Source organism: Streptosporangium sp. G11 (assembly GCF_051192615.1).
GTDB lineage: Bacteria > Actinomycetota > Actinomycetes > Streptosporangiales > Streptosporangiaceae > Streptosporangium.
The window spans coordinates 1-15,970 of sequence record NZ_JBPJUQ010000120.1; the positions used below are offsets into that span (position 1 = coordinate 1).

Below are 15,970 nucleotides of genomic sequence, written 5' to 3' on the forward strand. Positions count from 1 at the left end.
CGCCGACGCCCAACGCTCCTGATCACACCTCGCCATAGGCGTCGACGGCCACCACGGACCGGCCTCCCTTGACACCCGCCGCCCATCGGATGTCTCGGGCCTGGCGGCCCTGTGCTCCGGGTCAGCTTGCCGGGCCGCCCGCCGCACCACACTTACGCTGTGCCCACGGTACCCGCCGTGTATGGGCCGCCCCACCGGTCAGCTCACCTCGGTACTGGGACTCATCGTCGACTACGAGCTATTTTCAAGTTGGCCTTCGTTTTTATCGTGTCAGGATGATCAGAACCGAGCACTCTTATGGAGTTATGAAGGTTCTGCTCCAGCATCGCGATAGCTTCATCAAAACGGCCAACCGAATGATAAGAAATAGCAAGATTATTGCAGTTTGTTAAAATATCGGGATGATCTGAATCTAAAATTCGCGCGCAGTCAACAAGATTCTGCTCCAACAAAGCGATAGCTTCATCAAAACGACCAGAAGCCTGATAGGCTCCCGCAAGATTACTGCGGTTAATTAAAACATCAGGATGGTCCGAACCTAAAACTCGCTTACACGAAGCGAGATTCTGTTCAAGCATTGCGATAGCCTCCCCTAAGCGGCCAACAGCCTCATAAGCACCTGCGAGGTTATTGCAGTTTGCCAAAGTATCCGGATGGTCCGAACCTAAAATTCGCGCGCAGTCAACAAGATTCTGCTCCAACAAAGCGATACCTTCATTAAAGCGGCCAGCCTGATGGTAAGCACTTGCAAGATTATTACGAACGACTAAATTTTCCGATGATTCACGCCCTAGAACACGAGCTGTATCAACTAAAGCGCTTTCGAGTAGGTTGATGGCTTCATCCAAACGACCTACAGACTGATAGGCACTTGCTAGATTTCCACGACCAGCAAGAATGTCTACATGATCAGATCCCAGAACTCGTATGGCCTCAGTGAGGTTCAACTCAAACAAGGCGATAGCTTTATCAGATCGACCAGCAGACCGGTAAGCATCTGCAAGGTTATTTCTACTGGCCATGACATCCCGGTGATCAGGCCCCAGCACTCGCATGGAGTCGGTAAGGTTCAATTCAAATAAAGCGATAGCTTCATCTAAACGACCTGCGGATTGATGAACACTCGCCAAATTACTGCGGATTATAAAAGCGTCCAGATTATCAGAACCAATGATCCCAGTAAGATCGGATAAATTCTGTTCGAACAAGAGAATCGCCCGAGCGATATCACCTGCTTCTTTTAGATATTCTCCCGCCTTGTTCTGTAGATCGAGAACAAATTCACCGAGCTGCCGTTCGTTTTTAGAGGATACCTCTCGATGGGTATTCGTCCATAGAACTGCTGACTGCTCTACGAATATTTCCACTTCCGGCCTATCCAGTGATGCCCGTTTTAATGCAGGGGCATGCTTGTCAATCAATTTAGCCGCCCGTCTTATAATCATAGGTAAATCACCGTTTTTGCGGTTGGCATCTTGGATTACTCGCTGAATAAATCGATGCATGCCGATCACTTGACCGTCCATACTTAAGACAACGAGCGAGGCATCAGCTAGCATCCCTACTAGAGCATCAATTTGCACTGCAGAAGATTTCCCTTTTCTGTGCGACCTTCCCAGCAATCCCAACTCGCCTGCCATATGTAACCACGAACGAGGAACACCGGCAGGTGAAAGCACTGATAGTAAATCAAGAATCGCACGCTCTAACTTTGCCTTGCGGCGGCCTCCAATTTGCCCAAGTGATATTGTTACAGCCTGAGCCGCACCATGAGGATAGCTCTCACCTGGAATCGGCTTTAAAAAATCATCTAGTGCAACTGCTTTTAGTCGCTCCAAGTACACGTGATACGTCAAGCCCTGCTGCCGGATCACCCAAGCCGCTTGAGCCAGTGCCAGAGGTAAACGATCTAGTTCACTGGCCAATCTTGCAGCACCATCCGTATCTTGCTTGCCAGTGCGTTCAGCTAGAAACGTCAACGCTTCTACTTCGGTGAACACACCCACCGGTACCGCTACACCTAGGTTTTCTATGCTCTGTCTAGTACTGGAGATAACCACCTGAGTTTTACCTACGGCCGGCAGCCATTCTTGTATCACTTCTGCATTGGGAACATTGTCGAACACTAATAAGCATCGTTCCTGTTGCGCCGCCAGCCAATTACGCACCCGAGCAGCTGTTTCCCTGGAGTCTTCTTCCCCGTAACGCACACCGATCGCGGAGCCAACTGCATCTAGGCCTGCCAGCACTTGATCATGTGTCTCTGCTGTCACCCATGCCACCAATGGCCAACCCTGCGCAACGCACCAGCGCGCGTACTCTGCCGCCACTTGCGTCTTTCCTACGCCCCGCGTTCCAATGAGAGCGCATATCAGCGCTGGCTGCTCTGAACTCGCAGCTTGCTTTAACTGAGAAATCAGGTCGGCACGTGATCGAAACCCGGGCGGCTGACGTGGCACTTCGCCTACTACTACAGGCCGGCTAACTTCTCCCTCGCTTGACGACTCAGAATAGCCCACTGAAATATGAAAATTCGGCGGGCCATCAATACGAGCCGTACTGTGACGGCTAGGGGTGCTTCGAGCAGATACCGATTCCGGTGCTCGGCGCGCCAGCAATTGACCAATTCCTGCTATAGCTACAGCCGTGCTGAACCAGATTACTTGCAGCCATAATGGCCCCTCGACTCGGTTCGTTGCTACCCCCATAGCAACCGGCACTAGCATGCCTGAACCCGTCATCGCCCATCTAACACGCCGCCCAACCTTCATAGAAAACAGATAACCCCAATCTCGTTCAATACACCCAATGAACCACTAATGTAACCAAGCTGCGACATAAGGTTACTGGGTCAAACGGGGCACGAGGGTAGAAAAAGGTTGCTGAGCCATCATTCGCTCCAGCCCTCGCGATCGCCATGCTGTCGTTGGCCTTCGCATATGGTCGGGGGCGATCGACGATCCGGCGCTTCGTTCCTAATGACGGTGCGGGCGCGTTCCCCGGTCGGGGTGACGGATGCCTTCTTCGTTCCGGAATCTTTGAGTCCTTCTTGCTGAGACTGGCACTGTTACCGAAATGGCCAGGTGGAGCGTGCCCGCACTGGTGGATCGTGGGCTGAGCCCGCCTGTGCAGGCCGTACCCCTTCTGTGCGTTGATGAGCGGTGAGCTCTGAAGCAAGACCGGGGCCTGTGCGGGTCGCTGGGGTCACGAACGGCTGATCGGATGGTAGGCCGCAGAGCCTTGTCATTAGGGCGCCGGGTGACTCCGCCACGGGCAGAAAGGTAACCGGATCAGCGGAGGTGACCATGGGAGTGTTCTGCGGCATCGACTGGGCCGAGCGCCACCACGACGTCGCGCTGGTGGGCGAGAGCGGAACGGTGATCACGCAACGCCGGATCGCTGAGACCGTGCAGGGCTACCAGGAACTACTGGACCTACTCGCCCAAGCCGGCGACCAGGCGGACGACATGATTCCGGTCGCGATCGAGACGCCTCGCGGCCTGCTGGTGGCCTGCCTGCGCGCCTCGGGCCGCCCGGTGTTCGCGATCAACCCGATCAGCGCCTCGCGCTATCGGGAACGGCACGCGGTCTCACGCAAGAAGTCCGACAGCCAAGACGCGATCGTGCTAGCCGGCATCTTGCGCACCGACATGGCCATGCACCGGCCGCTGCCGGCCGACACCCACCAGGTCCAGGGCCTTGGCGGTGCTGGCTCGTGCCCAGCAGGACGCCATCTGGCGGATGCACCGCACCGGCAACGAGCTGCGCTCGGTGCTGCGTGAGTACTTCCTGGCGTTTCTGGAGCTGTTCGCCGGTCAAGACGGCGGAGTGACCTGCCGGAAGGCACGCGCCAACTTGGCCATCGCCCCCACCCCCGCCGCAGCCGGCAGGCTAACCCGGCCGCAAATCCGCGCCGCCCTCAAGCGCAGCGGCCGCGTCTACCACCTCGATGCCTGGACCGAGAAGATCCACGCCGGGCTGCGTGTCGACCACCTGCGCCAACCCGCCCTGGTCGAAGAAGCCTTCGGCCATCAGGCCCTGGCGCTGCTGGCCGTCGTCGATGCCACCTGCTCTTGCGCCGCGGCTCTGCACGAGGCCGCCGTCACCGCGTTCCGTTCCCACCCCGACTACGAGATCATCACCAGTTTCCCAGGACTGGGCGAGGTGTCCGGAGCCCGACTGCTCGGCGAGATCGGCGACGATCGCACCCGTTTTGCCGACGCCCGAGCTCTCAAGGCTTACGCCGGCGCAGCCCCCATCACCCGCTCCAGCGGACGCAGCCACGCCGTCGTGCACCGCAGGGTGAAAACCGCCGCCTGGCCGCGGTGGGTTACGTCTGGGCGTTCGCCGCCCTGACCGCCTCACCCGGCGCCCGAGCCCATTACGACCGGCGCAAACACCACGGCGACCGCCACCCACCGCCCTACGCAACCTCTACAACCGCTTCCTGGGTTGCCTGTTTCACTGCCTGACCACCCGCCAGAGCTACCAAGAACACACCGCGTTCCCCACCCTCCAGCAGCCCGCAACGGCCCACAGTTGAGCCTCACCACCTGATCGCCGTTACCGCTGGGGGCTTCGCAGCCCCCAGACCCCCGCGCGCCGGAGCAACCACCGACGCGCATCCCGCCGTGCCCACAACTCGCCGATCGCGTCGGCGGCCACTCCGGACCGACTTGATGCACCCCGCCCATCGGATGTCTCAGCCCTGGCCCACTGGAGTACCTCAGGCCCAGCAGGCGGAATAATTGATGGCACTACAGTCTATTTCCCGACACTGCCCATTAAGTATGGTTGAACGCAGTACCGCGCCAGGAGTTTATATCTAAAGCGGAATTTCTTGTCACCTACGTCGAGCGACGTCTAGCAACAGAAAATCTTATTCCTGGCGGACGGGATTGGATAGACTCCAGCGAATCAATCAATTCGCGCTTGGCGCTCTCACTCAAGTCGAGACTTTCCGAGATTGCTTTTTCCCACCCTTGCACGCCCATGACATAGTTACTATACCCGGAAGGGAAAGAAAATGTTGCTGGTGCCGAAATTGCGTGAATAGCGCCATCTCGCGTAAGTCCTACTGTGCCAAACGGCAAAGCGTTAACATCAGGCTTCAAAGCGTCAAACGTCATGAGAATCTCATCGCTTAATGGCGCAGTTAAAGTCGCCCTTAGCCTTTGCGTGCGCGGATTTCCGTCAAACTCTGAGCGTCGTCCATGAATTATGATGAAGTAAGGTCGTAGTACTCTCTCTGCCATATCACGAGGTACTTGATATATTCGAGTAAACGAAGCTGCGTTGTGCGGATCTGCAAACCAACCACGCCACGCGGCTACCTGGCTACGAGCGGTCGTTAAGTCTGAGTGCTGGACGTTGCCGTTAGCATTAAACCACTTCTTGTCTGGACGCTCTATCTCCACGCAGATCGGCATTAAGTAAGCACTGTCAGTGGCGATCCACATAAAATCTGGCTGACGCTCCGATAGTCCAGGCAAAATCGGTTGCGTAAATACGGCGGCCGGCCAAGGAATCCAACCAGTCCGCATCGTTGGACCACTTGCTCCAGGCACAAGGCTAGGATGACGCTCCAAAAATTTTTGAGCGTTCTTTTCTATATAAAAGACATCACTGGCGATGAGGCGAGACCATTCCTCGGACAGTGCTTCTACATAGGCTTCCTTGTTTATTACTCCTGAACCGCTCGTATCTGAATCAAGCCATCCCGGCAAGTCACCAATCATGAAGCTAGCATGCCACAACATCATCGATTATTGTCGACTCGTGACCTCATCGAGTGACTTAACAGCGGAAGCCTGGCGATCATGTCTTGCTGACTCTCGTATCGTTCCAGACAAACATGGCCTAGGCGTGATATATCCGTACAGAGATGGCCCTGATAGCCCAGATGAGCACTTCTATGTCGATGTGCCTCGAAAAAGGTTCCGTGTTTGCATCCCAGCTAGTAGTGCTGATCAGCTACTAGCAGCCTGTGAAGGATGGGTGAAGTCGGCCGATGGTCCAATCGCAAACCCTGGCGAGCTTTGGACACCTTTGATGATGAACATAGCTCGTGTAAAAGCTGGAGAAATATCGCAATCAAAGGCAGAGTCACTATTTTTCAAAGGCGGTTTTGTGAATTCGATTGTAGTTCTACCTATCGGAGGCGTTTTCTCTAGGGAGGAGCCCATAGTGATCGGCTCAAATTGCGTTCTCGGACATATTAGTAGGGAGACGGAGAGCGCTATTGATGCTCTTGCTCAGAGCGCAACTCCTCCACTTCTTGGATTCCACTTAAACAATGATGTCGAATGGACGCAAGAGTTCCTTGATGCTGAAGCCGATGAGTACGTCGCTGAAGCCATAGAAGAAGAGCTGATGGAAAGCGCAGGCTGGATGCCGCTATTGATGGCTATCAAACTTAAAGCCGTTGGGACAACGGCTTCAATATGGGCAATCGACGTTGCTCAAGTACTTGCTGGCGCATTATGGCTAGCAAGCCTGGATGATAATTTTAGTGATCGCTCATACCCTGTCGCACCTTGGATTTGCGGTGGAGACGGGCCAGTGAAACCTTACGACCTTGAAGGGTACACTTTCAATCCAACGCAGACTCTTCGAACTGACTTGACTAATGCACGACCCGACTTACCCGAAGGTGACAAATGGTACACATACCCTCATGCGTCGCCTGTTTCCATCGAAGACGTTATTGAGGCTGGATGGATACCAGCTATATTGCGTGTTGTAGAAGCGGCTCTTAGTGAGTCGCGTTGTGTAGAAGACATAAGCGTAGCGCGATCTTGCCAATTTATCTATACATCACTACACGCTACGTCGTGGGCTATGCGAGATCATCTGCAATTGTTGGCAGCTAGATCTCTAGACGCAAAAACATTCGATTTAAGCTTGAAGGAAAGTTGTTTTGCATCGTTTGGATTGCCTGAGGCGCCATTTGGTGCGGCCTCCATCGCGGCCGTGCGTAACGCTCTCAAAAATATGAAATAAAAAGCGCGGTGGACCGCCTTGAATTGACGGTCCACCTGCGCCAGCGAATATCACCGAAATGTCAGGGTTTGAGTTTTATGAACGCTTCAAGGAACGCTACGGGGTCGAGGCCGTTGGCGATCATGAGTCCTGTGACGATCGCCGCAGCGATTGCGACGACGGCTGCCGTCGGGCAAGACACCGTGAGCGTGAACCGCTCGTCGGGCTTGGTTTCGGGTGGCTGAGACGGTGCTTTAGGCACCTGACCTCCTGGAACACGAGGGTGCGGGGGCACCATCGGACAACGGAAGTGGCTTTGCGCTTCCAACCGGGAGGCAGATACCGTGCTTGTGTACATGTAGGTATCGACCCCTGGGTTGTGGCCCGGTGTGCTGTGTGCGTCGATAGCAGGGCTCGGACCGGTGCAACGGTCTGTGGTCCTGTTCGCCGCAACTCAGGGAGCGCCTGCAAGAGCTGTATGAGGTGTCAACAACTGCGCGGCGCTCCATGCATGCTTGGGGGTATGTGGTCTGAGAGGACAACAAACTCCCCCTTCAGCCCTGCTCCTAGAGGGCGATATCTTTGCTGCTGCTGCTGTAGCCCTCCCCTTCCGGCCAGATGATCACGATGCCTTGGTCGTGGGCCAGCTCGATTAGGTCTTGGCGGGCTGGTCTGGTGGGCAGCAGGATCGCCCGGGTGGCGTCAGGGAGGAATCGGCCGTAGTCAGCCAGTTGGCCGATCGCCATCCGTAGGTTTTCCCGGGTAACGCTGCCTTTTGCTTCCACCAGCAGCTTCAGGTTGTGGTCGTACAGGTCGGTGTACAGCGGGCGGGTTTCGCCGGCGGGCAGGATCTGCTGGCGCCCGACCGTGTGATCCTTGTTGCGCAGGTAGTCAGCCAGGGCTTGGACCAGGCTGGCCTCTTTTCGTTCAGCCTCATACACCTCGCGGGCTGGGTTAACGAAGGTGCGCTCCGTGTTGTGCTGCTCCAGCGGCATTTCCAGCACGGGATGGTTCGCCGGAGGAGCGTCAAGGAGTAGCCGGGCCAGACTGGTCTGTGGCGGTTGCACGGTGGCATCGACGGGACGTAACCGAAAGACGATGACTCGCCGGAGTGGTCCGCCTCCCGTCTCCGGAGCGTCCGCCTCATACCAGGGCTGGTCCTCGTCAACCTCGAACTGTCCCAGGTAAGTGACGATGCCGCGGGCGCTCTGGAAGACACGTAACGCGCGCCCCTCTGCCTTGTGGTTGAGGATGCTGGCGTTCCCAGACATTAGCCGCTGATCGCCGTACTGACCTTCGCCGCTGTAGTGGAACAGGCCGTCAGGCATCCAACCGTCGAAATAGCCGTGCTTCTCCCCGGCGATGGGGTCGGTGAAGATGAACACGTTGGGGCTGCGGCTGGACGGGCCGATGCCCCCCTGGGTACGACCACCGAACTCTGCGTGCAGCTGCTTACGTTCGATTCGTTGGCCTGGTGTCAGGGTCCAGGGAGGTGCAGGTTGTGGCGCGGCCATGTTCCTCCCTAGATCGGCTATCCTTGGCAAAGCTTAGCCGATGCGGGAAGCGGATGCGCACGGTGGACGCGAGAATCGGATGCCGTTTTTTGGCATCCGATTCTCGGAGGCCTCAAGGAGGATCAGGCCACCCGAAGACCGACGCCGGCCAGTTCACCGCTGATGCGCCGATAGCCCCACGTGGGATTCTCCCGGGCCAGGCGCAACACCGCCTCCCGGATGTCCGCACGAGTGGAGGGACGACCCGGGCGTTTGGACGGGTAGGTCCAGCGGCGTGTCACCAGGGCGCGGTGCCAGCGCAGCAACGTCGCGGGGGGACGAAGAAGAGATTCCACGACGAGCGGGGAAGCAGCCACGACAGAGCCGCGAGCACGACCCGATCTCCCGGCTGGAGATCGGGACAGTTCACCTGACGGCGCAATACGGCCAGCTGATGACGAAGCACCACGATCTCGGCCGTCTTGGCCCGGTCACCGCGACCCAGCAGGACCAGGAACTGAAAGACACGCCCGAGGATGAGGTAAAGGAAGGACCACGACACCGTCAGCAGGATGCTCGAGACCTCGTCATGCTCGAGCCACGAACTCGCAGGTAAACCACTACGGCGGAGTTTCCGCACCCCACAGGAACAAGCGCTGGAAACCAGCCAAACCACTCCCGGCCACCACGACGACGCCCTAAGCTCTCCGTTCATGGACCGAGGGGATACGAACGCGGACACATTAGTGCCAGTGGAGTTGAACGGGCACACGCTTTATATAGCAGCTCGTGACATGGACGGGCAAAGTCCCGGATACCGCGGGGACGAGTCCCCCATCAGCGGACGTGAACGCCAATTTAAACACGTCCTCGACAGCCTCGCCGCCTTCGCGCAGCAGGTTTCCACCGCCCTCCAGCCGACCAACGCGTCGAAGGTGTCGGTGCAGTTCGGCTGCGAGGTCGTCGTCGAATCGGGCTCATTCATCGCGGTGATCGGAAAGGCGAGCGCGAAATCCACGATGACCGTGAGCCTGGAATGGACCGCCCCGACACCATGACGGACGAAACGGCGACGGAAAATTTCCTGCGTTCCACCGTCGTCGCGCTCGAGTTCACCGGTTCGCATTCTTCGGATCTGGGCACCGGATTCTTCGTCGCGCCGCGCATCGTCGCCACCTGCGCGCATGTGCTGGGGGTTACGCGTGGCGAATTACCCGAGGCGGTCACCGGCACCCTCTTCGGCGGCAACCGGAAAATCGTCCTGGAGCCGGTGCCGGCCTGGTTCCACGGCGCGGACCTCGATCTGGCATTCCTGTGGGCGCCGGAAGAGCCAGACGCGCCGCCCGTACTCCTGTCGCCGGAGGCCGAGACGGGTGACCCCCTCATCGCGTACGGCCATCCGATGGGGCGGTTCCGGGGCGGGCAGTCGGCGACGTTCCACTACGCCGGGCCATCCCGGCTGGCCGACGAGCTGTGGACACCGTATCGGGTGCTCGGCACTCCGGTGTCCGGTGGCTACAGCGGAAGCCCGGTCCTGAACCGGCGGACCGGAGCTGTCTGCGGAATGTTGTGCCTGTCCGACAATCGGGGCAGTGCCCACATGGTGGGAGCCGCGGACATCCTGCGCCACCTTCCCGAGGAGGCGATCGACGCCCAGCCGCACGAGTCCGGCCCGGGGAACGCCGGCTGGCTGGCCACTCTGAGCGACGAGCAGATCCGCGCGGGCGGCTGGCAGTATCCCGGGCCGGGCCTGCGCGACTATCTCAAAACCGCGGTCCGGGCCGCCCTCGCCGACCCCCATCCGGCGCCGGGCGACGCCGGGCTTCCCGCCGTCTATGTAGAGCAGCAGGCCAGACGCGCGGCACCAGACTTCGGAACGCCGACCACGGTTTCGGCCACCGAGGTCTTCGGCGGTGCCGAGCACGCCTTCGTGTTCGGCGGCCCCGGCATCGGAAAGTCGAGCCTGCTTCGCATGGGCCTGGTGAATCTCGCGCGGGACTGGCTGAACGGCGAGGCCGGACCGGTTCTCCCGGTGCGCGTCCAGGCCACGGATCTGGTGGACGCCCGGCCGCTCCCCCAGCTGATCGCGTCCGGTGTCGAGGCGGACCTGAGCTCCGTCGGCGTCGTGAACGCCTGGCCGCCGGAGTTCTTCGGCGCCGAGCCGATGCGCGGAGTGCGCTGGCTGGTGCTCGTCGACGGCCTGGACGACATCGTCGATCCGGAATCCCGGCGGGCGGTCGTCACCAAATTAGGCGGAGTCGCGAGCGGCGGCGGCCCGGATATCTACCGGTTCGTTCTTACGTCGAGGCCGTTGCCGGCGGAGGAACTGGCCGAGGGAGCCGGATGGCTCGCCGGGCGTTACGAGTTGCGGCCGTTCGGCAGGCAGCAGCTGCGGCGGTTCTCCGAGCGGATGCTCGCTGGGTTCGACGACACCGGTGAGGCCGCACAGCGGCTGATGGGCGAGCTCGATCGCGCGAACCTGGAGGACATCGCGAGTGTGCCGATGCTCGCGACCATGCTGTGCCAGCTGCACCGCATCGACTCCGACCGCCGCCTGCCGACCGACCTCGCCGACCTCTATGAGCAGTTCGTCGACGCGCTCGCCGGCCCGCAGTACGTCGCGGGAACCCGCGGCATCTACGCGCAGGCCGAGAGCGCTTTCCGGCCCTACGGACCCACAGCGGTACGGGCGGTGGCCGCTGTCCTCGACCGTTCGGTGGACCTGCTGGCCCGGCTGGCCCTGGCCAGGCACGACGGTGCCCCAGAGCCGGCCCTGGACCTGCTGGTCGCCTGGGAGGCCGCCAACAGGCCACCGCAGATCCCGAAAGGACGCTGGCAGAAGTTCCTGGAGGACCTCCTGCGACGCAGCGGCCTGGTGGTCGAACGCCGGGGGGACTTCGTCTTCGTCCACGAGACCATCGGCGACTACCTGGCCGCACGCTCGATGATCGCCGACGAGTCGCGCTCGTTCGCGGCCTTCGACCACCTCTTCTACCGATGGCGGCAGCCGTGGCCGGGCGTGGCTGAGACATGGCGGCAGCCCGGTTGGCGCTATTCGTACACCAGATTCCTGATCGTGCTCTGGCCGAACCCGGCCCGTACGGCGGGCGCGCTGCGGTCTCTCGCCGAACGCGGCGGCCTGGCCGGCTGCGAATTCGTGGTGGCGCTCCTCGACGACGGCGTGGTGACCGAACCGGCCGTGGCCGATGCGGCGTCGGCGGCGCTGACCCACATCGCGTCCGTGTCGGTCGGCCACGGCTTCGCGGCCCGTCAAGCGCTCCTCTTGCTCGCCCGGCTCGGCGCCTGGGACTGCGTCGCCCGGGTGATGACGGCCGAACGTTCGGGTGAGGAGATCCGGGAACGGGCCGCGATCGTCCTGGCGGAGTCCGGCGACACCCGCGGCACCGACCGACTGGCCGCGATGGCGGTCAATCGCGACCGTGACGTTCTCGACCGCCTCGACGCCTGCGTCGCCCTGGACCGGCTGGGGGACGACCGCGCCATGAACCTCCTCGGGGCCGTCCTGCGCTCGCTCACCGCCGAGCTGGGCAGCCTGGCCTACGCGGTTCTCCCAAGGCGGATGGGCGCGGCCGACGGCACCAGCCTGCTGGTGAGGATCGCAGAAGCGGACACGATGCCGCAGGACATCCGGGACGGCGCCGCCCGCGAACTTGGCCGTCGAGGCGACCCGCGCGGGCTGGAACTCCTCGCCACCAGCGCCGGCAGGCGTGGCATCCCGATCAGCGAACGGCTCGCGACGTTGGCCCTTCTCGTCGAACTCCACGATCCGCGCGCGGCCCGCATGCTGCTGTCCATCGCCGGGAACAGCGCACTCAGCGGGCGGATTCGCCTGCAAGGAACCATGATCCTGGCGCGCGGGGGCAACCCGCGGGTGCCCGATCTCCTCGACGCCATCGTCCGGGACACCCGGGCGGGCGCGGCCACGCGCACCGAGGCCGTGGCCCTGCTCGCCGATCTGGGGGCGAAGACAAACCTGGTGGCGCTGGCCGTGGACAAGGGTGATCGAAGCGTGCGGGCGGACGCCGTGGAAGCGCTGATCGCCATGGCCGACGAACAGGACACGGACCTGCTGATCGGCTTCACCAGGAACTCCCGGATCAGCTCGCATCTCCGGCTGGCGGCGGCCGAGACTCTCGAGTCACTCGACGGATCCGTGCGGCATGAGGAGAGGAAACCGGAATCCAAGTCGCCGGATTCGCAGCAACGGGCCAGAACGGCTCTGTTCGTCGCACTGTCGACACTCCAGGCGGACGGCCTCGTCGCCGACCCACACTGTCTCGAAGCACTGGTCGCCTACGCGCGGCACGACAGCGTGGGACCCAAGGTGCGTGAGTCCGCCGCGGACGCATTGACCGCTCTGGGCGACCCCAGGGGCAGGTTGGTCACCGCGGAACTTTCCCCTCCGCCAGCCCAGAAGGGCAGAATACTGCGCCCCGGCACCGTGAATGTGTGCCAAGCACTCATTCGGGCCGGAACGGAGGCACGGGGCGAAGCCGCCGATCTTTCCCCGTACCTGAATCTCCTCCACGCCATGGCGGACAACGACGCGGAGCACTTCTATCTGCGCCGCTACGCCGCCGAGACGCTCGCCTGGCTGGGTGACAAGCGCGGCAACGAGATACTCGCCGACTTCATGTACGACACCATGCTCAGCGTCTACTACCGTTGCCCGGCGGCCGGATCCCTCGCCCGCGTCAACGACGCCCGGGGTCCCGACTTCCTGTACGCCTTCGCCCACGGCCAGGACCCGCGAAGGGCCATCAGACGCGAAGCCTCGGTCTGGCTCCGCATGATCGGCGATCCACGCGCGGCCAGGCTCTCCCGGGCGAAACGCAGGGCCGTCCGAAAGATCCGGCCCAGCCAGGACTCGCATGACTTCGACTCGCTGGACCTCGCCCTCGGCGTCCGCGCCCAACTGGAAACCGCCTCGGCGATGATCGACCTGGAAATGCGGAAGGCGGCATGCTTGGCGCTCGCCACCTTCCGCGACCAGGACAACATCCGTGAACTGATGGCCACCGCGATGAACTCGGCGACCCGCCTCGAGGAACGCCGGCAGGCGATCAGGTCGCTCGCGCTCCAGGGCGCCACCGGCGAGCTTTCGCTGATCGCCGAGGACGCGGGCTCCGACAGCACGCTGCGCTGCTGGGCCGCAGAGGAGGCGGCCTGGCTCGGCGAACCACGAGGCGAGGAGGTTCTCGTCTCCCTTGTCGGCAGCCGTTCCGTGGACTCCTACACCCGCCGCCGCGCCGCCCACTTCCTGGTACGCCTCGGCGACTCCCGCGGCACCCAGTTACTGGCCGAACTCGCCACCGACCCCACCACGACGATCGACGCGCGCAGAACCGCCACCCAACTGCTTGAGCAACTGGACTTCGCTGGCGACCTCGTCAACCTGATCATGAACCCCCACACCGGCGACGGCGCCCGGATCAACGCGATCGACATCCTCGCCACGCACAAGGAGACCGAGGTGCTCTCTTGGCTCCGGGGCGAGGCCACGCTGTCACACGAGGCCAGACAGAAGGCCGCACAAGCCTTGAACCAGGCACATCCGGAACAGGCCGCGAGACTCAAATCGCCTCGGGGACGAGGATCAGGCCGGTCACCAGGAACGCGCAGCCGGTGAGGTCGGCAGGGCCTGTGGGGCTCAATAACTGGATTCGACGCTTAGCCTGCTGATTCGCGGCGGCGTCAGCTGGCGATCTGGTACTTGTTGATGCCCCCGAGGATCGCTCTGCGATGGACTTGGTGGTTGGCCAGGTCGATCGAGGTTGGCGAACCTGTCCCGGCCGAAATTCCATCCGTGCAGTTCAAGATGGATGTGAGTACTCATGGAGGATTCCGCCGAGCCGATCTCGCTGGCGGACGGCCAAGCTCGCGATTCGTTCTTGATCGGTGATCGGCTCGGGGACGGAACGCAGCGGGGCCGCCTGGGCAAGGACTTGATGGGCGCGGTTGTGCCTCCTGAAAATTCCATCCACGCAGTTCAAGCGGCAGGTGAATACTCGTGAAGGACTCCGCCGAGTGGCGCTAGCGAAACCTGAGTGGTTGCCGCCCCTTAGCCGGACGGATGGACATCGAGAACCATGCCCGGGTCGGCGACGAGGGTCACGACTTCTTGGTTCATCGACAGACGCACGCAGTTCTCATCCTGACACCAGCACACGCAAAAGAGGTTCCTCTGACCCCCGGCATCGAGGTTCAGCCCCAATGCCTTGGCAGCTTGGACGCTTCTGGCCAGGACGCACGTTAAGAGTGCGCAATCGTGTTTGGATAAACCCGACGGGGTAACTGATGGCTGCTCGGCGGTTGCTCATTGGTACGCGATACAGGACGGCATTGCGCACTACTAGCGGGGACTTTGACAGCGGCAAATCCGGGCGGTCTAAAAGAAATGGATAGCCTGCGGCATTGGCAGACTCTAAGTCCGCATACTTTTAATCCGTAGGTTCACGAGTCGAATCTGAGCCTTGTCGCCTCCACGACATGCCCCTCAGGGGCCCAGCGGGGCAACGGTGAGATCTTCAGGCCGCGGGAGCGGAGCCGACTCGTCATCGACGGTGTAGACCTCAAGGTACGAAAGGTGACCGTCCTCGACGAAGAGCAAAACACCGTCATCGCGCCCGCGCACGCTGGCGGAGATCAGCACTCCGTCTTGTACCGGGGAGGCGAGGGCACGCGGCCCTGTTCCTGCCCGGAGATCCACCGTTGCACATCCACACCCACACCCTCCGGTCACGATTGCCGAAGGGACCTGAGCGCGAAGTTCATCCACGCCAGGGAAATCTTGCGTGAGAAGAGCCAGGATGACGGCTTGCTCCTCGGCTGACAGATGGCGTTCGCTGATCGACACATCGTCAAGGTATCGAACCGGGCACGCGAGATATATGCGGGATGATCTTCTATGGCTAGCGCCAAGAGGAAGGTTCCTGCCCTGCTCAGAGCCGCCTTGCTCTCTTGGGATGTAGCCCTCTTGAAAACCGCTATGCCTCCGGCGGGGGCACTCGACTCTAGGATGATCGCTGGTACGCGACCACAGGGCTGTATCTGGTTGAGATAGACCTGATCATTCCGTCTGCTTCGACCCAGGCAAGCCCAGCAGGCCAGCTTCTCCGGCTCAAGCCCGTCTGTGAAGGTTGGCATCCCATGATCGAGGAACAGCGACGGGTAAACGGACACGCAAAGACAGACTTACCCCTCCGTCGCCGGCTTGGTACCGCTTCGCAGTGGGTCGAGGCAGACGGAATGATCAGGCAGGCGAAGGCGGGCGCGGCGCGCAACTCGAACCCTGCGCGGGTTGCAGTTTGGGTACCGGTTTTCATCCCCCAGAGTCATGATCGCTGTCTATGTCGGTCACGTTCTCTACTCTGACCACTCTGAGAGCGAGGAGGGATCTGAAGCGGTCCGGGTCTGATGGAGGCTCGATTCCTTGAGAGGATCGAGTCATGGCACGTCCGTCCCCCTACCCTCCT

The 15,970-nt window shown here is 61.0% G+C and carries 9 protein-coding genes and 1 pseudogene; 5 read left to right on the top strand and 5 right to left on the bottom strand.

Annotated elements, in window-relative coordinates:
- Positions 1 to 221: 221 nt before the first annotated feature.
- A complete protein-coding gene (locus ACSDR0_RS45885) occupies positions 222 to 2,771 on the bottom strand; it encodes a tetratricopeptide repeat protein (protein WP_435295279.1) in 2,550 nt (849 codons plus the stop codon).
- A 534-nt stretch (positions 2,772 to 3,305) separates the two neighbouring features.
- Here ACSDR0_RS45885 and ACSDR0_RS45890 point away from each other — a divergent pair.
- Positions 3,306 to 4,543, top strand: a pseudogene (locus ACSDR0_RS45890) (IS110 family transposase).
- Between the two features lie 304 nt (positions 4,544 to 4,847).
- On the opposite strand, the gene ACSDR0_RS45895 reads toward ACSDR0_RS45890, so the two are convergent.
- Positions 4,848 to 5,738 carry a Shedu anti-phage system protein SduA domain-containing protein gene (locus tag ACSDR0_RS45895; protein ID WP_435295280.1) on the bottom strand — a complete coding sequence of 297 codons (891 nt, stop codon included), beginning with the start codon at positions 5,736 to 5,738 and terminating at the stop codon, positions 4,848 to 4,850.
- A 259-nt stretch (positions 5,739 to 5,997) separates the two neighbouring features.
- Between ACSDR0_RS45895 and ACSDR0_RS45900 the strand changes: the two genes are divergently transcribed.
- Positions 5,998 to 7,002, top strand: a complete 1,005-nt coding sequence (locus tag ACSDR0_RS45900) for a hypothetical protein (RefSeq protein WP_435295281.1) — start codon at positions 5,998 to 6,000, stop codon at positions 7,000 to 7,002.
- Between the two features lie 61 nt (positions 7,003 to 7,063).
- On the opposite strand, the gene ACSDR0_RS45905 is transcribed toward ACSDR0_RS45900, so the two are convergent.
- From ACSDR0_RS45905 to ACSDR0_RS45915, 3 genes are all read right to left on the bottom strand, one after another.
- Positions 7,064 to 7,243, bottom strand: coding sequence for a hypothetical protein (locus ACSDR0_RS45905; RefSeq protein ID WP_435295282.1), 180 nt, complete (start codon positions 7,241 to 7,243; stop codon positions 7,064 to 7,066).
- Between the two features lie 304 nt (positions 7,244 to 7,547).
- Positions 7,548 to 8,495 carry a restriction endonuclease gene (locus tag ACSDR0_RS45910; protein ID WP_435295283.1) on the bottom strand — a complete coding sequence of 316 codons (948 nt, stop codon included), beginning with the start codon at positions 8,493 to 8,495 and terminating at the stop codon, positions 7,548 to 7,550.
- 122 nt (positions 8,496 to 8,617) lie between these two features.
- The gene (locus ACSDR0_RS45915; RefSeq protein ID WP_435295284.1) at positions 8,618 to 8,830 is read right to left on the bottom strand and encodes a hypothetical protein; all 213 of its coding nucleotides are present in this window, start codon (positions 8,828 to 8,830) and stop codon (positions 8,618 to 8,620) included.
- A 216-nt stretch (positions 8,831 to 9,046) separates the two neighbouring features.
- Between ACSDR0_RS45915 and ACSDR0_RS45920 the strand changes: the two genes are divergently transcribed.
- From ACSDR0_RS45920 to ACSDR0_RS45930, 3 genes are all read left to right on the top strand, one after another.
- Positions 9,047 to 9,532, top strand: coding sequence for a CU044_2847 family protein (locus ACSDR0_RS45920; RefSeq protein WP_435295285.1), 486 nt, complete (start codon positions 9,047 to 9,049; stop codon positions 9,530 to 9,532).
- Positions 9,529 to 14,124 (top strand): HEAT repeat domain-containing protein, encoded by a 4,596-nt coding sequence (locus ACSDR0_RS45925; protein WP_435295286.1) that lies wholly within the window; start codon positions 9,529 to 9,531, stop codon positions 14,122 to 14,124. The genes ACSDR0_RS45920 and ACSDR0_RS45925 overlap by 4 nt, the downstream gene beginning before the upstream one ends.
- 205 nt (positions 14,125 to 14,329) lie before the next feature.
- Positions 14,330 to 14,509: a hypothetical protein gene (locus ACSDR0_RS45930; protein WP_435295287.1), complete on the top strand. Its 180-nt coding sequence runs from the start codon at positions 14,330 to 14,332 to the stop codon at positions 14,507 to 14,509.
- Positions 14,510 to 15,970: the final 1,461 nt, after the last annotated feature.

Bases quoted from the DNA above. Each gene is read 5' to 3' on its own strand.
- ACSDR0_RS45885 (WP_435295279.1), bottom strand. From the start codon at position 2,771: ATGAAGGTTGGGCGGCGTGTTAGATGGGCGATGACGGGTTCAGGCATG.
- ACSDR0_RS45895 (WP_435295280.1), bottom strand. From the start codon at position 5,738: ATGATTGGTGACTTGCCGGGATGGCTTGATTCAGATACGAGCGGTTCA.
- ACSDR0_RS45910 (WP_435295283.1), bottom strand. From the start codon at position 8,495: ATGGCCGCGCCACAACCTGCACCTCCCTGGACCCTGACACCAGGCCAA.
- ACSDR0_RS45920 (WP_435295285.1), top strand. From the start codon at position 9,047: ATGCTCGAGACCTCGTCATGCTCGAGCCACGAACTCGCAGGTAAACCA.
- ACSDR0_RS45925 (WP_435295286.1), top strand. From the start codon at position 9,529: ATGACGGACGAAACGGCGACGGAAAATTTCCTGCGTTCCACCGTCGTC.
- ACSDR0_RS45930 (WP_435295287.1), top strand. From the start codon at position 14,330: ATGGAGGATTCCGCCGAGCCGATCTCGCTGGCGGACGGCCAAGCTCGC.